The sequence below is a fragment of the Pseudomonas sp. AIG genome (assembly GCF_977020205.1).
Genome location: NZ_CDROCK010000018.1, coordinates 40212 through 66770 on the forward strand (window position 1 = coordinate 40212; position 26559 = coordinate 66770).

The following is a 26559-nucleotide window of genomic DNA, read 5'->3' on the forward strand; positions in this document are numbered from 1 at the left end:
TGCGTCGCAAATTATTGCGGCGAGGTATCCAGCGGCTCTGGTGTTGGAACCGGAACGGTTTCTACACCATCGACGTCCTTCTGGATCTGATCCAGCAAGGAACCTGGCTTGGCCGGTTTTTCCGGTTTTGGCTTCTCGGCGTTTTCAGCAGGAGCAGCCACAGTCGTGCCACTGTCCTTGCCGAGAATGGCTTCGTCACGGCTTACGCCCGGCATAAAGTCACCGGACAGGCTGACAAGCTGGTCGTTTGAGTTGAAAATAACGCTGACGCGTTCCTGTTGGCGTTCACCGCCACCCGGTTGCAGGCTGTACAGATAATCCCAGCGATCGGCATGGAACGTGTCGACAAGCAGAGGGTTACCCATGATAAACCGTACTTGCGGCCGGGTCATTCCCGGGCGTAACTGGTCTATCATGTCCTGCGTGACGACATTGCCCTGCTGGATGTCGATTTTGTAAACCCCGGGGAATGAACAACCGGCGAGTGCGAGCAGTCCCACAAAGGTGAAACTGGTTAGCAAGAGCTTGGTGTTTTGCATCGGTGGGCGACTTCCACTATCTTGGCTGGGACAACGTAAACGCCGATCATACCCGCATTAAGAGAAGCTGCGAAGCAGCATCGCGAGAAAGCTGACCATGGTTGAAAATAGCGAACTACGCAAAGCCGGCCTTAAAGTGACCCTGCCACGGGTCAAGATCCTGCAAATGCTCGACTCCACCGAGCAGCGTCACATGAGCGCCGAGGACGTCTACAAGGCGTTGATGGAAGCTGGCGAGGACGTCGGTCTGGCCACGGTTTACCGTGTTCTGACCCAGTTCGAAGCGGCTGGCCTCGTGGTCCGTCACAACTTCGACGGCGGCCACGCGGTTTTCGAGTTGGCCGACAGTGGTCACCACGACCACATGGTTAACGTGGAAACCGGTGAGGTTGTCGAATTCGTCAGCCCGGAAATCGAAAAACTCCAGAAGGCAATTGCCGAGGAGCACGGTGTCGAGTTGGTGGATCACAATCTGGTGCTGTACATCCGCAAGAAAAAGTAAGCATGTCGCGCGAATTTCACATTCGCGAAACGAGCGAAGGCGACCCAAGGGTCGCCTTCGTGCTTTCTGTCATTGTCAAACCTTGGCGGTGACGACCATTTTTTTCGCGTGAGCGAGGGATTCCTTGGTCAGGTCAATGCCGCCGAGCATTCGCGCTACTTCTTCTATACGGTCGTTCTTGCTGAGCTTGGAGACGGCGGTGTGCGTGGCCTGTTCGCCGCGTACCTTGTGCACGAACAAATGCTGGTGCCCCTGCGCTGCCACCTGCGGCAAGTGCGTCACGGTCAGAACCTGGCCGCGATCGCCGAGACGGCGCAACAGTTGGCCGACAATTTCTGCGGTCGGGCCACCGATACCCACGTCCACTTCGTCGAACACCAGCGTCGGAACACGGGATGTCTGTGCGGTGATGACCTGAATAGCCAGACTGATCCGTGACAGCTCACCACCGGAAGCGACTTTTGCCAGCGCCTTCAGCGGTTGCCCCGGGTTGGCGCTGACCAGCAATTCAACCTGCTCCAGCCCGTTGGGCAGTAACTCCTCGCTGCTGTTGGCCTTCAGTTCGATGGTGAATCGACCCCCCGGCATGCCCAGTCGCTGAATCTCCTGCTCAACCGCACTGGCGAGGCTGCCGGCAGCCTGATGCCGCAAATCGCTCAGCTCCCGCGCCTTCTCTTGATAGTGGCGGGCGTAGGAAGCCAGCTCTTCTCCCAGGCGCTCGATGGATTCGTCATTGGCGTTGAGGGTTTCGATCTCATCCAGCAATTTCTGCTGCATTTCCCCGACCTCGGTCGGCTGAATCCGGTGTTTGCGCGCCAGGGTGTAGATCGCGTCGAGACGTTCTTCCAGATATTGCAGGCGCGCCGGATCGGCATCGAAGTTGTCGAGGAAACGATTGAGTTCGCCTACGGCCTCTTCGACCTGGATCTGCGCGCTGGTCAGCAGGCTGCTGGCTTCGCCTAGTGCGCCGACGGAGTTATTCACGCTCGACAGGCGATTGAGGCTGGCGGTCAGCGCATTCAGCACGTTGCCGGAATCGCTTTCACTGCATTGCTCGACCACCTGCCGGCAAATGCCCAGCAGAGTTTCGGCGTTGGTCAGGTTTTTATGTTCTTGCTCCAGTTGCTCCAGCTCGTTATCACCGAGGCCGAGGTTTTCCAGCTCTTCGAGTTGATAGCTCAGCAACTGGTGGCGTGCGCGTTGTTCGTCACCGGAATTGGAGAGTCGCTCGAGTTCCTGGCGAGTCTGCCGCCAGCGCTGGGCGGCGAGCTGAACCTGGCGGGCCAGATCGGTAGCGCCGGCGTACTCGTCCAGCAAGCGACGATGGGTGTCGGTTTTCAGCAGGGACTGGTGTTCATGTTGGCTGTGGATATCGATCAGCAGCTCGCCCAGCGACTTGAGATCGCCCAGCGGGCAAGGGGTGCCGTTGATGTAGCCGCGCGAACGACCCTCCGACGTGATTACCCGGCGCAGGATGCACGGGCCATCAGTCTCCAGGTCACGCTCGGCCAGCCACGCGCTGGCTTCAGGAATGTCAGCCAGATCGAAGGTCGCGAGAATATCGGCCTTGTCGGCTCCCGGACGAACCACACCGCTGTCGGCGCGATCACCGAGAGTCAGCCCCAGCGCGTCGAGCATGATCGACTTGCCAGCGCCGGTTTCCCCTGTGATCACGCTCATCCCGCGATCGAGTTCGAGATCGAGATGTTCAACGATGGCGTAGTTGTGTACGGACAGGTGCACCAGCATAAAGGCCGCTCCCAGGCTTTAGGTCTGGTTATTTATACAGTGTTTTGTTTCGGGCTGACAATGCCTACCCTTAGCTCGATTCGCTTGAACGTAAAAGCTGCTTAGCGCATTCAGGAATGAGAATGTGGCACTTTTTTGTAGGGTTAATGGTTGAAAGCCCTTGAAGCCTGATTTTGCGGCCCCATATATCGGGGCAGAAGCGCGAGTCAGGCTCGCGGACGAAATTGAAAGGAGAATTCTATGGCTGACGAACAGACAGTAGATACGCAAAACCCAGAAGCCAATCAGGCGCCCGAAGGTTCGGGTGATGACCTGGCGACCCGTGTACAAGTGCTCGAAGAGCAATTGGCCGCCGCGCAGGATCAGTCTCTGCGTGTTGCTGCCGATCTGCAGAACGTCCGTCGCCGTGCTGAGCAGGACGTCGAGAAGGCGCACAAGTTTGCCCTGGAAAAATTTGCCGGCGACCTGTTGCCGATCGTCGACAGCCTGGAGCGCGGCCTCGAGCTGTCGAACCCGGACGACGAAAGCATTCGGCCGATGCGCGAAGGCATTGAGCTGACGCTGAAAATGTTCCACGACACGCTCAAGCGTTATCAGCTGGAAGCGATCGATCCGCACGGCGAACCGTTCAACGCCGTTCAGCACCAGGCGATGGCCATGCAGGAAAGCGCCGACGTAGAACCGAACAGCGTTCTGAAGGTGTTCCAGAAGGGCTACCAGCTCAACGGTCGCCTGTTGCGCCCGGCCATGGTTGTGGTCAGCAAGGCGCCTGCGCCAATTTCGCCTTCGATTGACGAGAAGGCTTGAAATTAGCCGCAAGGCCCCCATTTAGAAGTCAAGCGTTTAAGTGCTACCGCAGTCAGCCACCACTGCTGCGGCATCCAAATCCAAAGTTTCGGGAGAGTTAACATGGGCAAAATTATCGGTATCGACCTGGGGACTACCAACTCCTGCGTCTCCGTGCTGGAAAACGGCAAAGCAAAAGTTATCGAAAACGCTGAAGGCGCGCGTACCACGCCGTCGATCATCGCTTACGCCAACGATGGCGAAATCCTGGTAGGTCAGTCGGCCAAGCGTCAGGCTGTGACCAACCCGCACAACACCCTGTACGCAGTAAAGCGTCTGATCGGTCGTCGTTTCGACGAAGAAGTTGTGCAGAAAGACATCCAGATGGTCCCTTACAAGATCGTCAAGGCTGACAACAACGACGCCTGGGTTGAAGTGAACGGCCAGAAAATGGCGCCGCCACAAATCTCGGCAGAAATTCTGAAGAAGATGAAGAAGACCGCCGAAGACTACCTCGGCGAGACCGTGACCGAAGCGGTCATCACCGTTCCGGCCTACTTCAACGACAGTCAGCGTCAGGCGACCAAAGACGCCGGCCGCATTGCCGGTCTGGACGTAAAACGTATCATCAACGAACCAACCGCAGCCGCTCTGGCTTACGGTATGGACAAGGCCAAGGGCGATCACACCGTGATCGTTTATGACCTGGGTGGCGGTACTTTCGACGTTTCCGTGATCGAGATCGCTGAAGTTGACGGCGAGCACCAGTTCGAAGTTCTGGCCACCAACGGTGACACGTTCCTCGGCGGTGAAGACTTTGACATTCGTCTGATCGACTACCTCGTTGACGAATTCAAGAAAGAAAGCGGCATGAACCTCAAAGGTGATCCGCTGGCCATGCAGCGCCTGAAAGAAGCCGCTGAGAAAGCCAAGATCGAGCTGTCGTCCGCTCAGTCGACCGACGTCAACCTGCCGTACATCACTGCAGACGCGACCGGTCCTAAGCACCTGAACGTGAAGATCTCGCGTGCCAAGCTCGAAGCACTGGTTGAAGACCTGGTTCAGCGCACCATCGAGCCTTGCCGCATCGCCATGAAAGACGCAGGTCTGGACGTTGGCGCGATCAACGACGTGATTCTGGTCGGTGGTCAGACCCGTATGCCGCTGGTGCAGAAGCTGGTGACCGATTTCTTCGGTAAAGAAGCTCGCAAAGACGTTAACCCGGACGAAGCTGTTGCCATGGGTGCTGCGATTCAGGGCGCTGTTCTGGCTGGTGACGTGAAAGACGTTCTGCTGCTCGACGTCAGCCCGCTGACCTTGGGTATCGAAACCATGGGTGGCGTGATGACCGCGCTGATCGAGAAAAACACCACGATTCCTACCAAGAAATCGCAAGTGTTCTCGACTGCCGACGACAACCAGGGTGCTGTGACCATTCACGTGCTGCAGGGCGAGCGTAAGCAAGCCACTCAGAACAAGTCCCTGGGCAAGTTCGACCTGGCCGACATTCCACCAGCTCCACGTGGTGTGCCGCAGATCGAAGTGACCTTCGACATCGACGCGAACGGCATTCTGCACGTTGGTGCGAAAGACAAGGCTACCGGCAAGACCCAGTCGATCGTGATCAAGGCCAACTCCGGTCTGTCCGACGAAGAAATCGAGCGCATGGTGCGTGACGCCGAAGCCAACGCTGAGGAAGACCGCAAGTTCGAAGAGCTGGCCGCTGCCCGTAACCAGGGTGATGCGCTGGTTCACTCGACGCGCAAAATGGTTGCTGATGCGGGCGACAAAGTCACCGCCGAAGAGAAGACTGCGATCGAAGCTGCCGTGGTTGCTCTGGAAGCCGCTGTCAAAGGCGACGACAAGGCTGCTATCGAAGCGAAGGTTGAAGAGCTGTCGAAAGTCTCCGCTCCGGTTGCTCAGAAGATGTATGCCGAACAGGCTCAGCCAGCTGATGGCGCAGCCCCGCAAGGCGAATCGGCTGAGAAGGCTGACGACGTTGTCGATGCAGAGTTCGAAGAAGTCAAAGACCACAAGTAAGTTGTTGGTCGGCCGGTTGACTGCCTTTAGGCAGTGACTGGTAGGATGTCGCCGCGCGGGAGCTAGCTCCCGCGTTGGCGTATCTGGAATACGCGAATTTTTACAGCATGCGACAAGGTTCGGATGTTGGTGGTATGGCCGGGAATGCTCCTGCTTTTCGCGCTGAAAGTACCGCAAGAAACAAAGACCAGGATCGTTGAATTGACGTGAGTTGGGTCCGGGCCTGTATTGGGGCTCAACGAGTTTGGCGATCCTCAGGAGGGGTTTGCCGGACGTCCTCAAGAGTGCAGAAGACTTATGGCAAAGCGTGACTATTACGAAGTGTTGGGTGTTGAGCGTGGCTCAAGCGATGCGGACCTGAAAAAGGCTTACCGTCGTCTGGCGATGAAGCACCACCCGGACCGTAATCCCGATGACAAAGCATCGGAAGAAATGTTCAAAGAGGCCAATGAGGCCTATGAAGTGCTGTCCGATTCCAGCAAGCGCGCGGCGTACGACCAGTATGGTCATGCCGGTGTCGACCCGAGCATGGGTGGCGGCGGTGCCGGTTTCGGCGGTCAGAACTTCTCGGACATCTTTGGTGATGTCTTCAGTGATTTCTTCGGTGGCGGTCGCGGCGGTTCCCGTGGCGGCGCTCAGCGTGGCAGCGACTTGCGCTACACCCTGGAACTGAATCTGGAAGAAGCGGTACGCGGCACGTCGGTGAATATCCGTGTTCCGACACTGGTCAACTGCAAGCCGTGCGACGGTTCGGGTGCCAAGAAAGGCTCCTCTCCATCGACGTGCCCGACTTGCGGCGGCATCGGCCAGGTGCGCATGCAGCAGGGCTTCTTCTCGGTGCAGCAAACCTGCCCGCGTTGCCATGGCCAGGGCAAGATCATTTCCGATCCGTGCGATTCCTGCCACGGTGACGGTCGCGTTGAAGAGTACAAAACCCTCTCGGTCAAAGTGCCGGCTGGCGTCGATACCGGCGACCGCATTCGTCTGTCCGGCGAAGGCGAGGCGGGCACGCAGGGCGGCCCGACAGGCGACCTGTATGTGGTCATCAATGTCCGCGAGCACGACATCTTCCAGCGCGATGGCAAGCATCTGTTCTGCGAAGTGCCGATCAGCTTCGTTGATGCAGCCTTGGGCGGCGAGCTGGAAATTCCGACCCTCGACGGTCGCGTCAAACTGAAAATCCCTGAGGGCACTCAGACCGGCAAGCAATTCCGTGTGCGCGGCAAAGGCGTGGCGCCGGTGCGTGGCGGCGGTGCGGGCGACTTGATGTGCCGCGTTGCGGTCGAAACGCCGGTCAACCTGAACCGTCGTCAGCGCGAACTGCTGGAAGAATTCCGCAGCTCGCTGGCGGACGACAACAGCCATTCGCCGAAAACCACCGGTTGGTTCGACGGTGTGAAGCGTTTCTTCGGCGATCTGTAAGGAGTCGGCATGCGACGTATAGCTGTGATGGGCGCTGCTGGGCGCATGGGTAAGATTCTGGTCGAGGCCGTGCAACAGCGCGCGCCACTGACCGGGTTGACCGCCGCCGTGGTTCGTCCTGGCAGCACGCTGATCGGCGTCGATGCTGGTGAGCTGGCTTCGCTGGGCCGCATCGGTGTGCCGCTGTCCGGGCATATCGAGGCAGTCGCTGAAGAGTTCGATGTCTTGATCGACTTCACGTTGCCGGAAGTGATGCTGAAAAACCTGGCGTTCTGCCGCAAGGCAGGCAAGGCCATGGTCATTGGCACCACCGGGCTGGACGCTGCGCAGAAGCAGTTGCTGGTCGAGGCGGGCAAGGATATTCCGATCGTCTTCGCGGCCAACTTCAGTGTCGGCGTCAATCTGTCGCTGAAGCTGTTGGACATGGCGGCGCGGGTGTTGGGTGATGATGCCGACATCGAAATCATCGAGGCTCACCACCGTCACAAGATCGATGCGCCGTCGGGGACGGCGTTGCGCATGGGTGAAGTGATTGCCAGTGCGCTGGATCGTGATTTGCAGAAAGTCGCGGTTTACGGTCGCGAAGGTCATACCGGTGCCCGTGAGCGCGAAACCATCGGGTTTGCCACCGTGCGCGGTGGTGATGTGGTGGGTGATCACACGGTGCTGTTCGCCTGCGAAGGTGAGCGTCTGGAGATTACGCACAAGGCTTCGAGTCGCATGACGTTCGCCAAGGGCGCGGTGCGTGCGGCGTTGTGGCTGGACGGTCGCGAGCCGGGTCTGTACGACATGCAAGACGTGCTCGACCTGCGTTGATTCATTGCTGAACCCGGCGCAAACGCCCTGTTTGCGCTGGTTTTTCTCCGCTCGGCGACGACCTGTCGCATTCTCCGGCCTTTTCGGCTCTTTAGCGGTGGACCAAAAAAGCCTTTTTCTGTAAGCTACAGCTTTAGTGTGTCCACTAAAAGCGCGCAGAATAATTCAGTGAAGAAGCGGGGTGACGTGTCCATACGTCACTCCGCTTTTTTACAACCTGCGATCGCCCTTTCATGCGTTATTTACGGGAGGTCTTCTTGACTAAGCCAGCCATACTTGCCCTTGCTGATGGCAGCATTTTTCGCGGCGAAGCCATTGGTGCCGACGGTCAAACCGTTGGTGAGGTGGTGTTCAACACCGCAATGACCGGCTATCAGGAAATCCTTACCGATCCTTCCTACGCCCAACAGATCGTTACCCTGACTTACCCGCACATCGGCAACACTGGCACCACGCCGGAAGACGCCGAGTCCGACCGCGTCTGGTCCGCTGGCCTGGTCATCCGTGACCTGCCGCTGGTAGCGAGCAACTGGCGTAACACGATGTCCCTGTCCGATTACCTGAAAGCCAACAACGTTGTGGCCATCGCCGGTATCGACACCCGCCGCCTGACCCGCATCCTGCGTGAAAAAGGCGCACAGAACGGCTGCATCATGGCCGGCGACAACATCTCCGAAGAAGCGGCCATCGCCGCTGCGCAAGGCTTCCCGGGCCTGAAGGGCATGGATCTGGCGAAAGTCGTCAGCACCAAGACCCAATACGAATGGCGCTCGACTGTCTGGGATCTGAAGACCGACAGCCACGCGACCATCGACGCTTCCGAGTTGCCTTACCACGTGGTTGCCTACGACTACGGCGTCAAGGTCAACATCCTGCGCATGCTGGTCGAGCGCGGCTGCCGCGTTACCGTCGTACCAGCTCAGACTCCAGCTGCCGACGTACTGGCGCTGAAACCCGACGGCGTGTTCCTGTCCAACGGCCCTGGTGACCCGGAGCCATGCGACTACGCGATCAAAGCGATCAAGGAAGTCCTGGAAACCGAAATTCCGGTGTTCGGCATCTGCCTCGGTCACCAACTGCTGGCTCTGGCCTCCGGCGCCAAGACCCTGAAAATGGGCCACGGCCACCACGGTGCCAACCACCCGGTGCAGGATCTGGACACTGGCGTTGTGATGATCACCAGCCAGAACCACGGTTTCGCGGTAGACGAAGAAACCCTGCCAGCCAACGTGCGTGCGATCCACAAATCGCTGTTCGACGGCACCCTGCAAGGCATCGAGCGCACCGACAAGAGCGCGTTCAGCTTCCAGGGTCACCCTGAAGCGAGCCCGGGCCCGAACGACGTCGCGCCGCTGTTCGACCGCTTCATCAACGAGATGGCCAAGCGACGCTAAGCGCTCGCCTTGAGACTGTAGAGAGAAGCCCCTCGAGGGCGGCCCCGGCACCGGTGGCCCCCTCGGGACTTCAGAAATCGATCAAGACGGCTTGCCGACTGACCTGCGGATTTGAGTGACAAACCCATGCCAAAACGTACAGACATTAAAAGCATCCTGATTCTCGGCGCTGGCCCGATCGTTATCGGCCAGGCCTGCGAATTCGACTACTCCGGCGCCCAGGCCTGTAAAGCCCTGCGCGAAGAGGGTTACCGCGTCATCCTGGTGAACTCCAACCCGGCCACCATCATGACCGACCCGGACATGGCCGACGCCACCTACATCGAACCGATCAAGTGGCAGACCGTTGCCAAGATCATCGAAAAAGAGCGTCCGGACGCCGTGCTGCCAACCATGGGCGGCCAGACTGCTCTGAACTGCGCCCTGGACCTGGAGCGCGAAGGCGTTCTGGAGAAGTTCGGCGTAGAGATGATCGGCGCCAACGCCGACACCATCGACAAGGCCGAAGACCGTTCGCGTTTCGACAAGGCGATGAAATCCATCGGCCTGGCGTGCCCGCGTTCCGGTATCGCCCACAGCATGGAAGAAGCCAACGCAGTCCTCGAGACCCTGGGTTTCCCGTGCATCATCCGTCCGTCCTTCACCATGGGCGGCACCGGTGGCGGTATCGCGTACAACCGTGAAGAGTTCGAAGAAATCTGCGCCCGTGGTCTGGACCTGTCGCCGACCAAAGAGCTGCTGATCGACGAATCGCTGATCGGCTGGAAAGAATATGAAATGGAAGTTGTCCGCGACAAAAAGGACAACTGCATCATCGTCTGCTCGATCGAAAACTTCGACCCGATGGGCGTGCACACCGGTGACTCGATCACCGTGGCTCCAGCACAAACCCTGACCGACAAGGAATACCAGATCCTGCGTAACGCCTCCCTGGCGGTACTGCGCGAGATCGGCGTCGAGACTGGCGGCTCCAACGTTCAATTCGGTATCTGCCCGGACACTGGCCGTATGGTCGTGATCGAAATGAACCCGCGTGTATCGCGTTCCTCGGCCCTGGCTTCGAAAGCCACCGGTTTCCCGATCGCCAAAGTCGCGGCCAAACTGGCTGTGGGCTACACCCTCGACGAACTGTCGAACGACATCACCGGCGGCAAAACCCCGGCGTCCTTCGAACCATCGATCGACTACGTCGTCACCAAGCTGCCACGCTTTGCTTTCGAGAAGTTCGCCAAGGCTGACGCACGCCTGACCACGCAAATGAAGTCGGTTGGTGAAGTCATGGCCATCGGCCGGACCTTCCAGGAATCCCTGCAGAAAGCCCTGCGCGGTCTGGAAGTCGGCGTTTGCGGTCTGGACGAGAAGCTCGACCTGAGCAACCCGGAAAGCATGAGCGTGCTCAAGCGCGAACTGACCGTGCCGGGTGCCGAGCGTATCTGGTACGTGGCGGACGCTTTCCGCGCCGGCATGACCGTCGAAGAAATCTTCGGCATGAACATGATCGACCCGTGGTTCCTGGTACAGATCGAAGATCTGATCAAGGAAGAAGAGAAGGTCAAGACCCTCGGTCTGTCCGCTATCGACCGCGACCTGATGTTCAAGCTCAAGCGCAAAGGCTTCTCCGATCAGCGTCTGGCCAAACTGTTGGGCGTGACCGAGAAAAACCTGCGTACGCACCGTCAGAAGCTCGAAGTGTTCCCGGTCTACAAGCGCGTTGACACCTGCGCCGCCGAGTTCGCCACCGACACCGCTTACCTTTACTCGACGTACGAGGAAGAGTGTGAAGCCGCGCCGTCGGGTCGCGACAAGATCATGATTCTGGGTGGCGGTCCGAACCGTATCGGCCAAGGCATCGAGTTCGACTACTGCTGCGTTCACGCTGCCCTCGCTCTGCGCGAAGACGGCTACGAAACCATCATGGTCAACTGCAACCCGGAAACCGTTTCCACTGACTACGACACTTCCGACCGTCTGTACTTCGAACCGGTAACCCTGGAAGACGTGCTGGAAATCTGCCGCGTCGAGAAGCCGAAAGGTGTGATCGTCCAGTACGGCGGCCAGACTCCGCTGAAACTGGCTCGCGCTCTGGAAGCTGCTGGCGTGCCAATCATCGGCACCAGCCCTGACGCGATCGACCGCGCTGAAGACCGTGAGCGTTTCCAGCAAATGGTTGAGCGTCTGAACCTGCGTCAGCCGCCAAACGCCACCGTGCGCAGCGAAGACGAAGCGATTCGTGCCGCCAGCAAGATCGGCTACCCACTGGTAGTGCGCCCATCCTATGTCCTGGGTGGTCGCGCGATGGAAATCGTTTACGAAGAAGAAGAGCTCAAGCGCTACTTGCGTGACGCGGTGAAAGTGTCCAACGACAGCCCGGTGCTGCTCGACCACTTCCTCAACTGCGCCATCGAAATGGACGTGGATGCGGTCTGCGACGGCAAAGACGTCGTCATCGGCGCAATCATGCAGCACATCGAACAGGCTGGCGTTCACTCCGGTGACTCCGCGTGCTCGCTGCCGCCGTACTCGCTGCCGGCGCACATCCAGGACGAGATGCGCGAGCAGGTCAAGAAAATGGCCCTGGAACTGGGCGTTGTCGGCCTGATGAACGTGCAGTTGGCTTTGCAGGGCGAAGACATCTACGTCATCGAAGTCAACCCGCGCGCTTCCCGTACCGTACCGTTCGTATCGAAGTGCATCGGTGTCTCCCTGGCAATGATCGCTGCCCGCGTGATGGCCGGTAAGACCCTGAAGGAAATCGGCTTCACCAAAGAAATCATCCCGAACTTCTACAGCGTGAAAGAGGCGGTGTTCCCGTTCGCCAAATTCCCTGGCGTTGACCCGATCCTCGGCCCAGAGATGAAGTCGACCGGTGAAGTGATGGGCGTCGGCGACACCTTCGGTGAAGCATTCGCCAAAGCCCAGATGGGCGCCAGCGAAGTGCTGCCGACCGGCGGTACCGCGTTTATCAGCGTTCGCGACGATGACAAGCCTCTGGTTGCAGGCGTGGCCCGCGATCTGATCAACTTGGGCTTCGAAGTGGTTGCCACTGCCGGTACTGCCAAGCTGATCGAGGCCGCAGGCCTGAAAGTGCGCCGTGTGAACAAAGTGACCGAGGGTCGTCCGCACGTGGTCGACATGATCAAGAATGACGAAGTCACCCTGATCATCAACACCACCGAAGGTCGTCAGTCGATCGCTGATTCGTACTCCATTCGTCGTAATGCCTTGCAGCACAAGATTTACTGCACCACCACCATTGCTGCTGGCGAAGCTATCTGTGAAGCGCTGAAGTTCGGTCCGGAAAAAACCGTGCGTCGCTTGCAGGATCTACACGCAGGATTGAAGGCATGATCAAATACCCAATGACTGTCCAGGGCGCTAAAGCCCTGGAAGAAGAACACGCTCACCTGACCAAGGTCGTCCGTCCGAAGCTTAGCCAGGACATCGGTACGGCCCGCGAGTTGGGTGACTTGAAAGAAAACGCTGAATACCATGCCGCCCGCGAACAACAGGGCATGGTCGAAGCGCGGATTCGTGACATCGAAGGCCGGATTCAGAATCAGGTCATCATCGACGTCACGACCATTCCGCACACCGGCAAAGTGATTTTCGGTACCACCGTCGAAATCGCCAACGTCGAGACCGACGAAAGCGTCACTTACCACATCGTGGGTGAGGATGAGGCTGACTTCAAACTCGGCAAGATTTCGGTTGGCTCGCCTTTGGCCCGTGCCTTGATCGGCAAGGAAGAGGGCGATGTGGTCGCCGTGAAAACGCCAAGTGGCGTGATCGAGTACGAGATTGTCGAAGTCCGTCACATCTGAAAAAGGGCGCCCGCTACATGCGGGCGCCATGCTTTGGCAACTGACCCAGATGCTTTGGGTCGGCGGTCTTTGGCTGATTCATCTCGGTTTGCAGCCGGCGCTGGGCAAGATTGGCCTGGCGCCGTTGCTGATCGACGAGGTGGCCAGTGCATTTGAAGTGCTGGTGGTGGGTTTTGCCGCCGCATGCGTGATATTTCAGGCTTTGGTGCTGGTACAGGCCGAGGGCCTTGCCAGTCTATGGCGAGATTTTCGCGGGCAGGTGCTGTTGATGGCGTTGTATGCGTGTGCGATGTTTGTCGCAGTGCGTGTCGGCTGGCCGGATGCGCAGCGCTGGCAGGTGTTCAGTTATCTGGTTCTGGGGTTTTCCGGGCTGGTGCTGGTGATGCAGCCGGTGCCGGGATGGAGTGGCAGGGTGCGCCAGGCACACCCGTGACCCTTTTCATCACTTGAAGCGATGAACGTTCGACAGCTGCTTGTTGGCGCTGAAGTTCCTGCGGTAAACCAGTGCCATCTTGCCGATGACCTGTACCAGGTCCGCTTTGCCGACCTTGCACAGTTCTGCGATGTGCGCCAGGCGCGACTCGCGATCAAGGATATTGAGCTTGATCTTTATCAGCTCGTGATCCGCCAAAGCGCGTTCAAGTTCGGCTAACACGCCTTCAGTCAAACCGTTATCAGCCACCGTCAAAACGGGTTTCAGGTGGTGGCCAATGGATTTGTACTGTTTCTTCTGCTCTGGAGTGAGCGGCATAATCTGACCCTTTCGTCTGGATTCTGTAAAATGGCGGCCATTTTACCCGAGGGCTCGTGGATCCGCCCAATTAATCACGACTCTTATTATCGAGGTGCCCAATGGCGCGTTCCAAGACAAGCCTTGGTTGGCTGAAACGACATGTCAACGATCCCTATGTGAAGCAAGCGCAGAAGGATGGCTACCGCTCGCGTGCGAGTTACAAGCTTCTGGAAGTCCAGGAGAAATACAAGCTGATCCGTCCAGGCATGAGCGTTGTCGACCTAGGGGCGGCGCCCGGTGGCTGGTCGCAGGTCACCAGTCGTCTGATCGGCGGTCAGGGACGTTTGATCGCCTCGGACATTCTGGAAATGGACAGCATCCCTGACGTGACCTTTATTCAGGGTGACTTCACCGAGGACGCAGTGCTCGCGCAGATTCTTGAAGCCGTGGGTAATTCGCAGGTGGACCTTGTGATTTCCGATATGGCCCCCAATATGAGTGGTACGCCCGAAGTGGATATGCCGAAGGCCATGTTCCTTTGCGAGCTGGCGCTTGATCTGGCAGAGCGGATACTCAAGCCGGGTGGCAATTTTGTGATCAAGATTTTTCAGGGTGAAGGATTTGATGTTTACCTGAAGGACGCTCGCAAAAAGTTCGACAAGATCCAGATGATCAAGCCGGACTCCTCTCGTGGCAGCTCTCGCGAGCAATACATGCTGGCTTGGGGTTATCGCGGGCGTAGTGAGTAAAACGAGGTTTTTGTGCGGGGTGATAGGTTTTTAGTATTTCGCCCGGCTAGCATTAACGAATATTGTGTAGAAAGTGTTTCACAAAGGGTTACAGACGGCGCCTGCCAGAGCCGTAGGTAATGTAGTAAGTTAGGCCGGTGAATATCATGCGAAGCGCGCGCCAGTAGCGGAGCTTGCTTCAGAGGGTAGTTAATTGAACGATATGGCAAAGAATCTGATCCTGTGGTTGATCATCGCGGCTGTCCTGGTGACGGTGATGAACAACTTCTCCAGCCCTAACGAGCCGCAGACCCTCAACTATTCCGACTTCATCCAGCAGGTCAAGGATGGCAAGGTCGAGCGCGTAGCGGTTGATGGCTATGTAATCACCGGCAAACGCAACGATGGCGACAGCTTCAAGACCATTCGTCCGGCTATTCAGGACAATGGACTGATCGGCGATCTGGTCGACAATCACGTTGTGGTTGAAGGCAAACAGCCTGAGCAGCAAAGTATCTGGACCCAGTTGCTGGTAGCCAGCTTCCCGATCCTGGTGATCATCGCGGTGTTCATGTTCTTCATGCGCCAGATGCAGGGCGGTGCCGGTGGCAAGGGCGGGCCGATGAGCTTTGGCAAGAGCAAGGCACGCCTGCTCTCCGAAGATCAGGTGAAAACTACATTGGCTGACGTTGCCGGTTGCGACGAAGCCAAGGAAGAAGTCGGCGAGCTGGTTGAATTCCTCCGTGATCCGGGCAAGTTCCAGCGCTTGGGCGGTCGTATTCCGCGCGGCGTACTGATGGTCGGTCCTCCGGGTACCGGTAAAACCTTGCTGGCCAAGGCGATTGCCGGCGAAGCCAAGGTTCCGTTCTTCACCATCTCCGGTTCCGACTTCGTTGAAATGTTCGTCGGTGTCGGTGCTAGCCGTGTTCGTGACATGTTCGAGCAGGCCAAGAAGCATGCGCCTTGCATTATCTTCATCGACGAAATCGATGCCGTTGGTCGCCATCGTGGCGCTGGCATGGGTGGCGGTCACGATGAACGTGAGCAGACTCTCAACCAGTTGCTGGTTGAGATGGACGGCTTCGAAATGAACGATGGCATCATTGTTATCGCTGCGACCAACCGTCCAGACGTACTCGACCCTGCATTGCTGCGTCCAGGCCGTTTCGACCGTCAGGTTGTGGTGGGGCTGCCGGATATCCGTGGTCGCGAGCAGATCCTCAAGGTTCACATGCGTAAAGTGCCAATGGGTGACGACGTCGCTCCGGCCGTTATCGCACGTGGTACTCCGGGTTTCTCGGGTGCTGACCTGGCTAACCTGGTCAACGAAGCGTCGCTGTTCGCTGCACGCAGCGGCAAACGCATCGTTGAAATGAAGGAATTCGAACTGGCCAAAGACAAGATCATGATGGGCGCCGAGCGCAAATCGATGGTCATGTCTGAAAAAGAGAAGCAGAACACTGCTTATCATGAAGCTGGCCATGCCATCGTTGGTCGCGTCGTGCCAGAGCATGATCCGGTCTACAAGGTCTCGATCATCCCGCGCGGTCGTGCGCTGGGTGTGACCATGTTCCTGCCAGAAGAAGATCGTTACAGTCTGTCCAAGCGAGCGCTGATCAGTCAGATCTGCTCGCTGTACGGTGGTCGTATCGCTGAAGAAATGACCCTTGGTTTTGACGGTGTAACCACCGGTGCTTCCAACGACATCATGCGTGCCAGTCAGATTGCCCGGAACATGGTCACCAAGTGGGGTCTGTCGGAAAAACTCGGTCCTTTGATGTACGCGGAAGAAGAGGGTGAAGTGTTCCTCGGTCGCGGCGGTGGCGGTCAGGCTGCCAGCTTCTCGGGTGAGACAGCCAAGCTGATTGACTCCGAGGTGCGCAGCATCATTGATCAGTGCTACGGCACGGCCAAGCAGATCCTCACGGATAACCGTGACAAGCTCGATGCCATGGCCGATGCGCTGATGAAGTACGAAACGATCGATGCTGAACAGATCGATGACATCATGGCGGGTCGTACACCTCGCGAGCCTCGTGACTGGTCCGGTGGCACCGGTACGCCGCCACCTCCAGTGGTTCGGGACGAGCGTCCGGAAACCCCGATTGGCGGCCCGGCTGCTGACGTTTAAGGTTTGAAATGACTTCTGTACAGTCCCTGACCCGGTTGCCTTGCGGCAACCGGGTTCTTGATTTGGCCCAGACGCATGTCATGGGTATTCTCAATGTCACCCCTGATTCTTTCTCCGACGGCGGCCAATACAGTCAGCTGGATGCGGCTTTGCGCCACGCCGAAGCCATGGTTGCTGCTGGTGCGACGCTGATTGATGTCGGTGGCGAGTCCACTCGCCCAGGCGCGCGCGCAGTGTCACCGCTCGAAGAGCTTGAGCGTGTGGCGCCGATCGTCGAGCTGATCAATCGCGAGCTGGATGTGATTATTTCGGTGGATACGTCTACACCTGCCGTCATGCGCGAAACTGCGCGGCTAGGTGCCGGGCTGATCAACGACGTGCGTTCGCTACAGCGCGATGGTGCACTGGATGCGGCGGCGGCTACCGGTTTGCCGGTTTGCCTCATGCATATGCTCGGCGAGCCCGGAGATATGCAGGACAATCCGCAGTATCAGGATGTCACGCGTGAAGTCGGCGATTTTCTCACTGAGCGCATGGCGCAATGTGCGGCGGCAGGTATTCCTGCGGAGCGGATCATTCTCGATCCGGGTTTCGGCTTCGCCAAAACCTTGCAGCACAATCTAAGCTTGTTCAAACACATGGAGGCCCTGCATGCGTTGGGCAGGCCTTTGCTGGTGGGTGTTTCTCGAAAGAGCATGATCGGGCAGGCCTTGAATCGTCCTGTCGGTGAGCGGCTGCATGGCGGTCTGGCACTGGCGGCACTGGCATCGGTGAAAGGTGCGCGTATATTGCGCGTCCATGATGTTGCGGAAACGGTAGACGTGGTGCGGATGATCGCGGCCGTGGACTCAGCCGAATAAGAATGTTGGAGCATTTATGAGCAAGAAATACTTTGGTACTGACGGCATTCGTGGTCGAGTCGGTGAATACCCGATTACTCCTGACTTCATGCTCAAGCTCGGCTGGGCGGCCGGCATGGCCTTTCGCAAAATGGGCGCCTGTAAGGTGCTGGTCGGCAAGGACACGCGGATTTCCGGCTATATGTTCGAGTCGGCGCTTGAAGCCGGTCTGACTTCGGCAGGTGCCGATGTGATGCTGCTGGGTCCTATGCCGACACCGGCCATCGCCTATCTGTCGCGCACGTTCCAGGCTGAGGCCGGTATTGTGATCAGTGCTTCGCACAATCCGCATGACGATAACGGCATCAAGTTCTTCTCTGGTAAAGGCACCAAGCTGCCGGATGAGCTGGAACTGATGATCGAAGAGTTGCTCGACACCCCCATGACGGTGGTTGAGTCGAGCAAAATCGGCAAAGTGTCGCGAATCAACGATGCCTCAGGTCGCTACATCGAATTCTGCAAGAGCAGCGTGCCAACCGGCACCAGTTTTTCCGGTCTGAAAATCGTCATCGACTGTGCGCATGGTGCGACCTATAAAGTTGCTCCAAGTGTTTTCCGGGAGTTGGGTGCAGAAGTCGTCGTGTTATCGGCCCAGCCTAACGGTCTGAACATCAATGAGAATTGCGGCTCGACTCATATGGGGCCGCTGCAGGCGGCGGTGCTTGCTGAGCACGCCGATCTGGGGATCGCTTTTGATGGTGATGGCGATCGGGTTTTGATGGTCGACCACACTGGCGCCATCGTTGATGGCGACGAATTGTTGTTCATCATCGCCCGTGACCTCCATGAGCGTGGCAAATTGCAGGGCGGCGTCGTTGGTACCCTGATGAGTAATCTGGGTCTGGAGCTCGCGCTGGCGGAGCTTTCGATTCCATTCATTCGTGCCAATGTCGGCGACCGCTACGTGATCGCCGAGTTGCTTGAGCGCAACTGGCTGGTCGGCGGCGAGAATTCGGGGCATATCGTTTGCTTCAATCACACGACCACCGGTGATGCGATCATTGCGGCCTTGCAGGTATTGATGGCGTTGAAGACCCGTAATGAAGGTTTGGCACTAACGCGTCAGGCATTGCGCAAGTGCCCTCAGGTACTGATCAATGTGCGTTTCGGTGGTGGCGAGAGTCCGCTGGAACACCCAGCTGTCAAGGAAGCGAGTGCGCGTGTCACCCAGGCAATGGCGGGGCGCGGTCGCGTGCTTTTGCGCAAGTCCGGGACAGAGCCGTTGGTGCGCGTAATGGTCGAAGGCGAGGACGAAACCCAGGTTCGCAACTACGCCGAAGAGTTGGCAAAACTGGTAACTGAAGTTTCTGCCTGATACGGCTTGCAAGCCATGATTGTGTTGGGTAACATCTGCGCCCACTTTGACCGACGAGGTACAGCATGCGTCGCCCTATGGTAGCTGGTAACTGGAAGATGCACGGTACCCGCGCCAGCGTCGCTGAGCTGATCAACGGCCTTCGTCATCTGGCCTTGCCAAGCGGTGTTGATGTCGCGGTATTCCCGCCTTGCTTGTATATCAATCAAGTGATTGATGGCTTGAAAGGCAAGTCGATTTCGGTCGGCGCGCAGAATTCTGCGGTGGAATCCATGCAAGGTGCGTTGACCGGTGAAATTGCTCCGAGTCAGTTGGTGGATGCAGGTTGTTCCCTGGTGCTTGTCGGGCACTCCGAACGCCGCCAGATAATGGGTGAGCGAGACGGGATGCTGAATCGCAAGTTCGCAGCGGCGCAGGCATGTGGTTTGATTCCGGTGTTGTGTATAGGGGAAACCCTTGAGCAGCGCGAAGCCGGAAAAACTCTTGAAGTTGTCGGGCGTCAGCTGGGCAGCATCATCGAGGAGCTGGGTGTTGGTGCTTTTGCCAAGGCAGTCATTGCTTACGAGCCGGTCTGGGCCATTGGTACCGGGCTGACTGCAACGCCGCAGCAAGCTCAGGATGTGCATAAAGCCATTCGCGAGCAGTTGGCGGCAGAGAATTCTGAGGTCGCACGAGGTGTGCGGCTTCTATACGGCGGCAGCGTGAAGGCGGCCAATGCGGTCGAACTGTTCGGCATGCCGGATATCGATGGGGGGCTCATTGGTGGAGCTTCCCTGAATGCAGATGAGTTCGGTGCGATTTGTCGCGCCGCGGGAAACTGAAAAAATGCTGGAAACAGTCGTAGTCGTTTTTCATCTGCTGGGTGCATTGGGCGTAGTTGCTCTGGTTTTGCTGCAGCAGGGTAAGGGTGCGGACGCTGGCGCGTCTTTCGGAGCAGGTGCTTCAAATACTGTGTTCGGAAGCCAAGGTTCCTCTACCTTTCTTAGTAAGTTTACTGCTATACTTGCCGCCGGTTTCTTCATAACCAGCTTGGGGTTAGGTTATTTTGCTAAAGAGAAGGCTCATCAGCTGACTCAGGCAGGTCTCCCAAATCCAGCAGTGTTGGAAGTACCTAAGCAACAACAACCGGCTTCTGATGATGTCCCGGTGCTTCAAGAGCAAAAGTCGGCTACCCCAGCGACTGACGTGCCTCCAGCTCAAGAGCAGAAGTAAGAAGGGTTTCAAACGTAGTTTTGCCGAGGTGGTGGAATTGGTAGACACGCAACCTTGAGGTGGTTGTGCCCATAGGGTGTAGGGGTTCGAGTCCCCTTCTCGGTACCAATTAGTCAGGAGAGCCCGCTGTTGCGGGCTTTCTTGCAGGTGGAAGGTTACATTGACCCTATAAGGGATCGGTCGTATACTTCCGCCCCAGCTTTGTCGCGGGGTGGAGCAGTCTGGTAGCTCGTCGGGCTCATAACCCGAAGGTCGTCGGTTCAAATCCGGCCCCCGCAACCAGTTTAAGGAGCCCCTTTTAAGGGGCTTTTTGTTAGCTGGACACTTTCAACGCCGCTGTTCGACGGCGTTTCAAGGATGGGCGTTTAGCCCATTTTTTTATTTTGCAAAGCATGCACATATCATGCACTAGGGGGTTCAGGTGTCGAGCAAGCTAGAAGAGTTGCAGGCCTTGCTGGCCCCGGTGGTCGTGGCCCTGGGCTATGAATGCTGGGGTATCGAGTTTTCGGCTCAGGGTCGTCACTCGATGTTGCGCGTTTATATCGATAAAGAGGGTGGCGTGCTGGTGGACGATTGCGCCATTGTCAGCCGTCAGATCAGCGGTGTACTGGATGTTGAAGATCCAATTTCCGTTGAATACACCCTCGAAGTTTCCTCGCCTGGCATGGAGCGCCCACTGTTCACTCTTGAGCAGTTTGCAAAGTTTGCCGGTGAACAAGTGAAGATCAAGCTGCGCTCGCCTTTCGAAGGGCGACGCAACTTTCAGGGCCTTCTGCGCGGTGTAGAAGAACAGGATGTCGTGGTGCAGGTAGATGACCATGAGTTCCTGTTGCCGATCGATATGATCGACAAGGCCAACATTATTCCCAGTTTTGACTGAGACGCGGATCCCGCGGATCCAATGGCTTGCGAAAGGCGAGGCGTACGATGAGCAAAGAAGTACTGCTGGTTGTTGAGTCGGTATCCAATGAAAAGGGCGTACCGGCAAGCGTAATTTTTGAAGCGCTGGAGCTGGCTCTGGCCACTGCTACCAAAAAGCGTTTTGAAGACGAAGTTGACCTGCGTGTGGAAATTAACCGCCACACCGGGGCATACGAAACCTTCCGTCGCTGGACGGTCGTCGAAGAGAATGATCTCGACGATCCGGCCATCGAAACCTGGCCAACCAAGGTTGCCGAAACGCATCCGGGTGCCAAGGTTGGCGACGTCGTTGAAGAAAAGATCGAATCCATCGAGTTCGGCCGCATCGCTGCACAGACTGCCAAGCAAGTCATCGTGCAGAAAGTTCGCGAAGCCGAGCGCGCTCAAGTGGTCGACGCCTACCGCGAGCGCCTGGGAGAAATCATCTCCGGCACCGTGAAAAAAGTCACCCGCGACAACGTGATCGTCGATCTGGGCAACAACGCTGAAGCGTTGCTGGCCCGTGAAGACATCATTTCTCGCGAAACCTTCCGTGTCGGCGTGCGTCTGCGTGCGCTGCTCAAGGAAATCCGCACCGAGAACCGTGGCCCGCAGCTGATCCTGTCGCGTACCGCGCCGGAAATGCTGATCGAGCTGTTCCGTATCGAAGTGCCGGAAATTGCCGAAGGCCTGATCGAAGTAATGGCAGCGTCCCGTGATCCGGGTTCGCGCGCCAAGATCGCCGTCCGCTCCAAGGACAAACGCATCGACCCGCAGGGCGCTTGCATTGGTATGCGCGGTTCGCGCGTCCAGGCAGTGTCGGGCGAGTTGGGCGGTGAGCGTGTTGATATCGTCCTGTGGGACGACAACCCTGCTCAGTTCGTAATCAACGCCATGTCCCCGGCTGAGGTTGCGGCAATTATCGTTGACGAAGATGCCCATGCAATGGACATCGCCGTTGGCGCAGACAATCTGGCTCAGGCCATCGGTCGCGGTGGTCAGAACGTGCGTCTGGCGAGCCAGTTGACTGGCTGGACCCTGAACGTGATGACCGAATCGGACATCCAGGCTAAGCAGCAAGCAGAAACCGGCGACATCCTGCGCAACTTCATCGACGAGCTGGAAGTCGACGAAGACCTGGCACAGGTGCTGGTAGATGAAGGCTTCACCAGCCTGGAAGAGATTGCCTACGTACCGTTGGAAGAAATGCTCAACATCGACGGCTTTGACGAAGATACCGTCAACGAGCTTCGCGCTCGTGCCAAGGATCGTTTGTTGACCAAAGCCATCGCTACTGAGGAAAAGCTGGCAGACGCCCATCCGGCCGAAGACCTGCTCTCGCTTGAGGGTATGGACAAGGATTTGGCGATGGAACTGGCGGTGCGCGGCGTAATTACCCGCGAAGACCTGGCCGAGCAGTCTATTGACGACCTGCTCGACATCGACGGCATTGACGATGATCGTGCCGGCAAGTTGATCATGGCCGCCCGAGCCCACTGGTTCGAGTAATTAGGCGCGGCCTGAGGAGAGAAGTGCATGACGCAAGTCACGGTGAAACAACTGGCCGATGAGGTCAAAACACCGGTAGAGCGCCTGTTGCAGCAGATGCGTGAGGCAGGTCTGCCGCACACCGCCGCCGAAGAAAATGTGACTGACAGTGAGAAGCAGTCCCTGCTGACTCACTTGAAAAGCAGCCACAAGGCGAAAGTGGAAGAACCACGCAAGATCACGCTGCAGCGTAAAACCACCAGCACCCTGCGTGTTGCTGGCAGCAAAAGCATCAGCGTTGAAGTCCGCAAAAAGAAAGTTTTCGTACAGCGCAGCCCGGAAGAAATCGAAGCCGAGCGCAAGCGTGAACTGGATGAGCGTCGCGCAGTAGAAAATGCTGCCCGTCAGAAGGCTGAAGAAGAAGCCAAGCAACGCGCCGAAGTAGAAGCGCGTAATCAGCCTGCTGCTGCGCAGAACGCTAACAGCGCCCCTGCTGCTGCGCCGGTTGCTGCTGCCGAACCTGTACGCGAAAGCGCACCGGTCGCTGCCGCTGCTCCAGCGCCGTCTGCTGAAGTTCGCAACAAGCAGAACGAACAGCGCCGTCCGGACAAGCCACGTGCTGACGATAACAATCGTCGCAGCGGTGGCGGTGATGGCGAGCGCAAAAACGCTCCGCATCGCGCCTCGGTCAAAGAAAAAGCGCCGGCTCCACGTGTGGCGCCACGCACTACCGACGAAGAAAGCGATGGCTTCCGTCGCGGTGGTCGCGGCAAGGCCAAGCTGAAGAAGCGCAACGCCCACGGTTTCCAGAGCCCAACCGGCCCTGTCGTGCGTGATGTGCAGATCGGCGAGACCATCACTGTTGGCGATCTCGCCAATCAGATGTCGGTCAAGGCTGCTGAAATCATCAAGTTCATGTTCAAACTGGGCACTCCAGCGACCATCAACCAGGTGCTTGATCAGGAAACTGCTCAACTGGTAGCCGAAGAACTGGGCCACAAAGTGACCCTGGTCAGCGACACCGCTCTGGAAGATTCCCTGGCCGAGTCCCTGAAGTTTGAAGGTGAGTCGTTCTCCCGTGCTCCAGTCGTGACCGTAATGGGCCACGTTGACCACGGTAAAACGTCGCTGCTCGACTACATCCGTCGTGCCAAGGTAGCTGCTGGCGAAGCCGGTGGTATTACTCAGCACATCGGTGCATACCACGTTGAAACCGAACGCGGCATGGTCACCTTCCTCGACACCCCGGGTCACGCCGCGTTTACCGCAATGCGTGCTCGTGGTGCCAAGGCGACCGACATCGTGATTCTGGTGGTTGCAGCGGACGACGGCGTGATGCCGCAGACCATTGAAGCTGTTCAGCACGCAGTAGCGGCTGGCGTTCCACTGGTTGTAGCGGTGAACAAAATCGACAAGCCGGGCGCCGATCTCGATCGCATCCGTAGCGAACTGTCGGTTCACGGCGTGACTTCCGAAGAGTGGGGCGGTGATACGCCGTTCGTACCGGTATCGGCGAAAGTCGGTACTGGCGTGGACGAGCTGCTTGAAGCCGTACTGTTGCAAGCTGAAGTTCTCGAACTGAAAGCGACGCCATCGGCTCCTGGCCGTGGTGTTGTGGTTGAATCGCGTCTCGACAAAGGTCGTGGCCCGGTGGCAACCGTTCTGGTTCAAGACGGTACCCTGCGCCAAGGCGACATGGTTCTGGTCGGTTCGAACTATGGCCGCGTTCGCGCCATGCTCGACGAGAACGGCAAGCCAATCAAAGAAGCCGGTCCTTCCATCCCTGTCGAGATCCTCGGCCTGGACGGTACTCCGGACGCTGGCGACGAGATGAGTGTGGTTGCCGACGAGAAGAAAGCCCGTGAAGTGGCTCTGTTCCGTCAAGGCAAGTTCCGCGAAGTCAAACTGGCTCGCGCTCACGCCGGCAAGCTGGAAAACATCTTCGAAAACATGGGTCAGGCCGAGAAGAAGACGCTCAACATCGTCCTCAAATCCGACGTCCGTGGTTCGCTGGAAGCGTTGAACGGTGCCTTGAATGGCCTGGGCAACGACGAAGTACAAGTGCGTGTAGTGGGTGGCGGTGTCGGTGGTATCACCGAGTCCGACGCTAACCTGGCACTGGCTTCGAACGCTGTACTGTTCGGCTTCAACGTGCGTGCCGATGCTGGCGCACGGAAGATTGTCGAGCAGGAAGGTCTGGACATGCGTTACTACAACGTGATCTACGACATCATCGAAGACGTCAAGAAAGCCCTGACCGGCATGCTCGGCAGTGATGTTCGCGAGAACATCCTGGGTGTGGCCGAAGTGCGTGACGTGTTCCGTTCGCCGAAGTTTGGCGCGATCGCTGGCTGCATGGTGATCGAAGGTGTTGTGCACCGTAACCGTCCGATCCGTGTACTGCGTGAAGACATCGTTATCTTCGAAGGCGAGCTGGAATCCCTGCGCCGCTTCAAGGATGACGCTTCCGAAGTACGTGCCGGCATGGAATGCGGTATCGGCGTGAAGAGCTACAACGACGTCAAAGTCGGCGACAAGATCGAAGTCTTCGAGAAGGTTCAGGTTGCTCGCAGCCTCTAACTCGCGCACTTCAGGAGCCGTGATGGTCGGCCGCACTCAAGGGTGTGGCGCATCACAAGGACTCTAAACGCAACGCCCGGTCTGGCATTTGTCAGGCCGGGCGTTTGCCGCTTTCAGACCTTGCGGGTTTCACCGTGGGGCAGTAACAGGTAACAAAATCATGGCAAAAGAATACAGCCGTACCCAACGTATCGGCGATCAGATGCAGCGTGAGCTGGCCCAACTGATCCGTCGCGAAGTCAAAGATCCACGTGTGGGTCTGGTCACCATTACCGCTGTTGAAGTCAGCCGTGACGTCGGTCACGCGAAGATTTTCATCACCGTGATGGGGCAGGACAACGCTGAAGACATCGCGCAAAGCATCAAGGTGCTGAATGCCGCCGCAGGTTTCCTGCGCATGCAACTGGCCCGTGAAATGAAGCTGCGCAGCGTGCCGCAATTGCACTTCCACTACGACGAATCCGTCGTGCGTGGTGCGCACTTGTCGGCCCTGATCGAGCGTGCGGTTGCTGAAGACAATCAGCACCCGGTCGCTGCTGAACCTGAAGACACCAAGGAGTAACTCGGTGGCTCAGGTCAAACGTATCCGTCGTAACGTCAGCGGTATCATCCTGCTCGACAAGCCGTTGGGGTTCACCTCCAACGCTGCGCTGCAGAAGGTTCGCTGGCTGCTCAATGCCGAGAAGGCCGGTCACACCGGTAGCCTCGATCCGCTGGCCACCGGCGTCTTGCCGCTGTGCTTCGGCGAGGCGACCAAGTTCTCGCAATACCTGCTCGATTCCGACAAGGGTTATGAAACCCTGGCGCAACTGGGCAAGACCACCACCACGGCGGATGCCGAAGGTGAGGTTTTGCAGGAGCGCCCGGTGACCGTTGGTCGCGCCGATATCGAAGCGGCCTTGCCGAACTTTCGTGGGCAAATCAGTCAGATACCGCCGATGTACTCGGCGCTCAAGCGTGATGGCCAGCCGCTGTACAAGCTGGCTCGTGCAGGCGAAGTAGTGGAGCGCGAACCGCGTTCTGTTACTATTGCGCGCTTGGAATTGCTGGCCTTCGAAGGCGATACTGCGCGTCTTGCGGTGGACTGCAGCAAGGGCACCTATATTCGCACTCTGGTGGAGGATATCGGTGAGCAACTCGGGTGTGGTGCGTACGTCGCTGAATTGCGCCGTACCCAGGCCGGGCCTTTTACCCTGGCGCAAACGGTTACCCTCGAAGAGCTCGAAGCGGTACATGCCGAAGGCGGCAATGAAGCGGTTGATCGCTTCCTGATGCCATCGGACAGCGGCCTGCTGGACTGGCCGTTGTTGCACTTCTCGGAAGCGAGCGCGTTCTACTGGCTCAACGGCCAGCCGGTACGTGCCCCGGATGCTCCGAAATTCGGCATGGTGCGGGTACAGGATCACAATGGTCGCTTCATCGGTATCGGTGAAGTGAGCGAAGACGGGCGCATCGCGCCACGTCGTTTGATTCGGTCAGAATGACCGGAACCGGCCTGTGTAAC

General features: G+C 57.8%; 23 protein-coding genes and 2 tRNA genes. 22 read left to right on the top strand and 3 right to left on the bottom strand.

Going from position 1 to position 26559, the window contains the following annotated elements:
• Window positions 1-11: 11 nt before the first annotated feature.
• The gene (locus ACWR1S_RS12905) at window positions 12-539 is read right to left on the bottom strand and encodes an outer membrane protein assembly factor BamE (RefSeq protein WP_454563759.1); all 528 of its coding nucleotides are present in this window, start codon (window positions 537-539) and stop codon (window positions 12-14) included.
• A gap of 97 nt (window positions 540-636) precedes the next feature.
• On the opposite strand from ACWR1S_RS12905, the gene fur reads away from it, so the two are divergent.
• Complete coding sequence (gene fur, locus ACWR1S_RS12910; protein ID WP_007915216.1) at window positions 637-1041, top strand: ferric iron uptake transcriptional regulator; 405 nt, start codon at window positions 637-639, stop codon at window positions 1039-1041.
• Window positions 1042-1116: 75 nt separating this feature from the next.
• On the opposite strand, the gene recN is transcribed toward fur, so the two are convergent.
• Window positions 1117-2790: a DNA repair protein RecN gene (gene recN / locus ACWR1S_RS12915; protein WP_454563760.1), complete on the bottom strand. Its 1674-nt coding sequence runs from the start codon at window positions 2788-2790 to the stop codon at window positions 1117-1119.
• 240 nt (window positions 2791-3030) lie between these two features.
• On the opposite strand from recN, the gene grpE reads away from it, so the two are divergent.
• From grpE to ACWR1S_RS12955, 8 genes are all read left to right on the top strand, one after another.
• Window positions 3031-3597 (top strand): nucleotide exchange factor GrpE, encoded by a 567-nt coding sequence (grpE, locus tag ACWR1S_RS12920; RefSeq protein ID WP_007915219.1) that lies wholly within the window; start codon window positions 3031-3033, stop codon window positions 3595-3597.
• Between the two features lie 102 nt (window positions 3598-3699).
• Window positions 3700-5616: a molecular chaperone DnaK gene (dnaK, locus tag ACWR1S_RS12925; protein WP_454563761.1), complete on the top strand. Its 1917-nt coding sequence runs from the start codon at window positions 3700-3702 to the stop codon at window positions 5614-5616.
• A gap of 297 nt (window positions 5617-5913) precedes the next feature.
• Entirely contained in the window at window positions 5914-7038 is a 1125-nt protein-coding gene (dnaJ, locus tag ACWR1S_RS12930; RefSeq protein WP_016986506.1) for a molecular chaperone DnaJ, read from the top strand.
• A gap of 9 nt (window positions 7039-7047) precedes the next feature.
• The gene (dapB, locus tag ACWR1S_RS12935; RefSeq protein ID WP_038357479.1) at window positions 7048-7854 is read left to right on the top strand and encodes a 4-hydroxy-tetrahydrodipicolinate reductase; all 807 of its coding nucleotides are present in this window, start codon (window positions 7048-7050) and stop codon (window positions 7852-7854) included.
• 257 nt (window positions 7855-8111) lie between these two features.
• Window positions 8112-9248, top strand: a complete 1137-nt coding sequence (carA, locus tag ACWR1S_RS12940; RefSeq protein WP_007915228.1) for a glutamine-hydrolyzing carbamoyl-phosphate synthase small subunit — start codon at window positions 8112-8114, stop codon at window positions 9246-9248.
• Between the two features lie 126 nt (window positions 9249-9374).
• Window positions 9375-12596 (top strand): carbamoyl-phosphate synthase large subunit, encoded by a 3222-nt coding sequence (gene carB / locus ACWR1S_RS12945; RefSeq protein WP_454563762.1) that lies wholly within the window; start codon window positions 9375-9377, stop codon window positions 12594-12596.
• Complete coding sequence (greA, locus tag ACWR1S_RS12950) at window positions 12593-13069, top strand: transcription elongation factor GreA (protein WP_003221530.1); 477 nt, start codon at window positions 12593-12595, stop codon at window positions 13067-13069. Before carB ends, greA begins: the two co-directional genes overlap by 4 nt.
• 28 nt (window positions 13070-13097) lie before the next feature.
• Window positions 13098-13502: an MFS transporter gene (locus ACWR1S_RS12955; protein WP_454563763.1), complete on the top strand. Its 405-nt coding sequence runs from the start codon at window positions 13098-13100 to the stop codon at window positions 13500-13502.
• Between the two features lie 9 nt (window positions 13503-13511).
• Here ACWR1S_RS12955 and ACWR1S_RS12960 read toward each other — a convergent pair whose 3' ends face one another.
• Window positions 13512-13820, bottom strand: coding sequence for a YhbY family RNA-binding protein (locus ACWR1S_RS12960; protein ID WP_095191062.1), 309 nt, complete (start codon window positions 13818-13820; stop codon window positions 13512-13514).
• Between the two features lie 101 nt (window positions 13821-13921).
• On the opposite strand from ACWR1S_RS12960, the gene rlmE reads away from it, so the two are divergent.
• The 13 genes from rlmE (at window position 13922) to truB (ending at window position 26539) form a co-directional block, all read left to right on the top strand.
• Entirely contained in the window at window positions 13922-14551 is a 630-nt protein-coding gene (rlmE, locus tag ACWR1S_RS12965; RefSeq protein ID WP_008088328.1) for a 23S rRNA (uridine(2552)-2'-O)-methyltransferase RlmE, read from the top strand.
• Window positions 14552-14753: 202 nt separating this feature from the next.
• Complete coding sequence (gene ftsH / locus ACWR1S_RS12970) at window positions 14754-16661, top strand: ATP-dependent zinc metalloprotease FtsH (protein ID WP_016986501.1); 1908 nt, start codon at window positions 14754-14756, stop codon at window positions 16659-16661.
• Between the two features lie 8 nt (window positions 16662-16669).
• A complete protein-coding gene (gene folP, locus ACWR1S_RS12975; protein ID WP_454563764.1) occupies window positions 16670-17521 on the top strand; it encodes a dihydropteroate synthase in 852 nt (283 codons plus the stop codon).
• A 16-nt stretch (window positions 17522-17537) separates the two neighbouring features.
• Window positions 17538-18875 (top strand): phosphoglucosamine mutase, encoded by a 1338-nt coding sequence (gene glmM / locus ACWR1S_RS12980; RefSeq protein ID WP_454563765.1) that lies wholly within the window; start codon window positions 17538-17540, stop codon window positions 18873-18875.
• A 65-nt stretch (window positions 18876-18940) separates the two neighbouring features.
• Window positions 18941-19696 carry a triose-phosphate isomerase gene (tpiA, locus tag ACWR1S_RS12985; RefSeq protein ID WP_016986498.1) on the top strand — a complete coding sequence of 252 codons (756 nt, stop codon included), beginning with the start codon at window positions 18941-18943 and terminating at the stop codon, window positions 19694-19696.
• A gap of 4 nt (window positions 19697-19700) precedes the next feature.
• A complete protein-coding gene (secG, locus tag ACWR1S_RS12990) occupies window positions 19701-20087 on the top strand; it encodes a preprotein translocase subunit SecG (RefSeq protein ID WP_016986497.1) in 387 nt (128 codons plus the stop codon).
• A gap of 22 nt (window positions 20088-20109) precedes the next feature.
• A tRNA-Leu gene (locus ACWR1S_RS12995) sits at window positions 20110-20195 on the top strand.
• 97 nt (window positions 20196-20292) lie between these two features.
• Window positions 20293-20369 (top strand) — tRNA-Met (locus tag ACWR1S_RS13000).
• A 139-nt stretch (window positions 20370-20508) separates the two neighbouring features.
• Window positions 20509-20967: a ribosome maturation factor RimP gene (gene rimP, locus ACWR1S_RS13005; RefSeq protein ID WP_007915250.1), complete on the top strand. Its 459-nt coding sequence runs from the start codon at window positions 20509-20511 to the stop codon at window positions 20965-20967.
• 47 nt (window positions 20968-21014) lie between these two features.
• Window positions 21015-22496 carry a transcription termination factor NusA gene (nusA, locus tag ACWR1S_RS13010; RefSeq protein ID WP_454563766.1) on the top strand — a complete coding sequence of 494 codons (1482 nt, stop codon included), beginning with the start codon at window positions 21015-21017 and terminating at the stop codon, window positions 22494-22496.
• Window positions 22497-22523: 27 nt separating this feature from the next.
• Entirely contained in the window at window positions 22524-25055 is a 2532-nt protein-coding gene (gene infB / locus ACWR1S_RS13015) for a translation initiation factor IF-2 (protein ID WP_454563767.1), read from the top strand.
• 160 nt (window positions 25056-25215) lie between these two features.
• A complete protein-coding gene (rbfA, locus tag ACWR1S_RS13020; protein ID WP_007915259.1) occupies window positions 25216-25617 on the top strand; it encodes a 30S ribosome-binding factor RbfA in 402 nt (133 codons plus the stop codon).
• A gap of 4 nt (window positions 25618-25621) precedes the next feature.
• Entirely contained in the window at window positions 25622-26539 is a 918-nt protein-coding gene (truB, locus tag ACWR1S_RS13025) for a tRNA pseudouridine(55) synthase TruB (RefSeq protein WP_454563768.1), read from the top strand.
• Window positions 26540-26559: the final 20 nt, after the last annotated feature.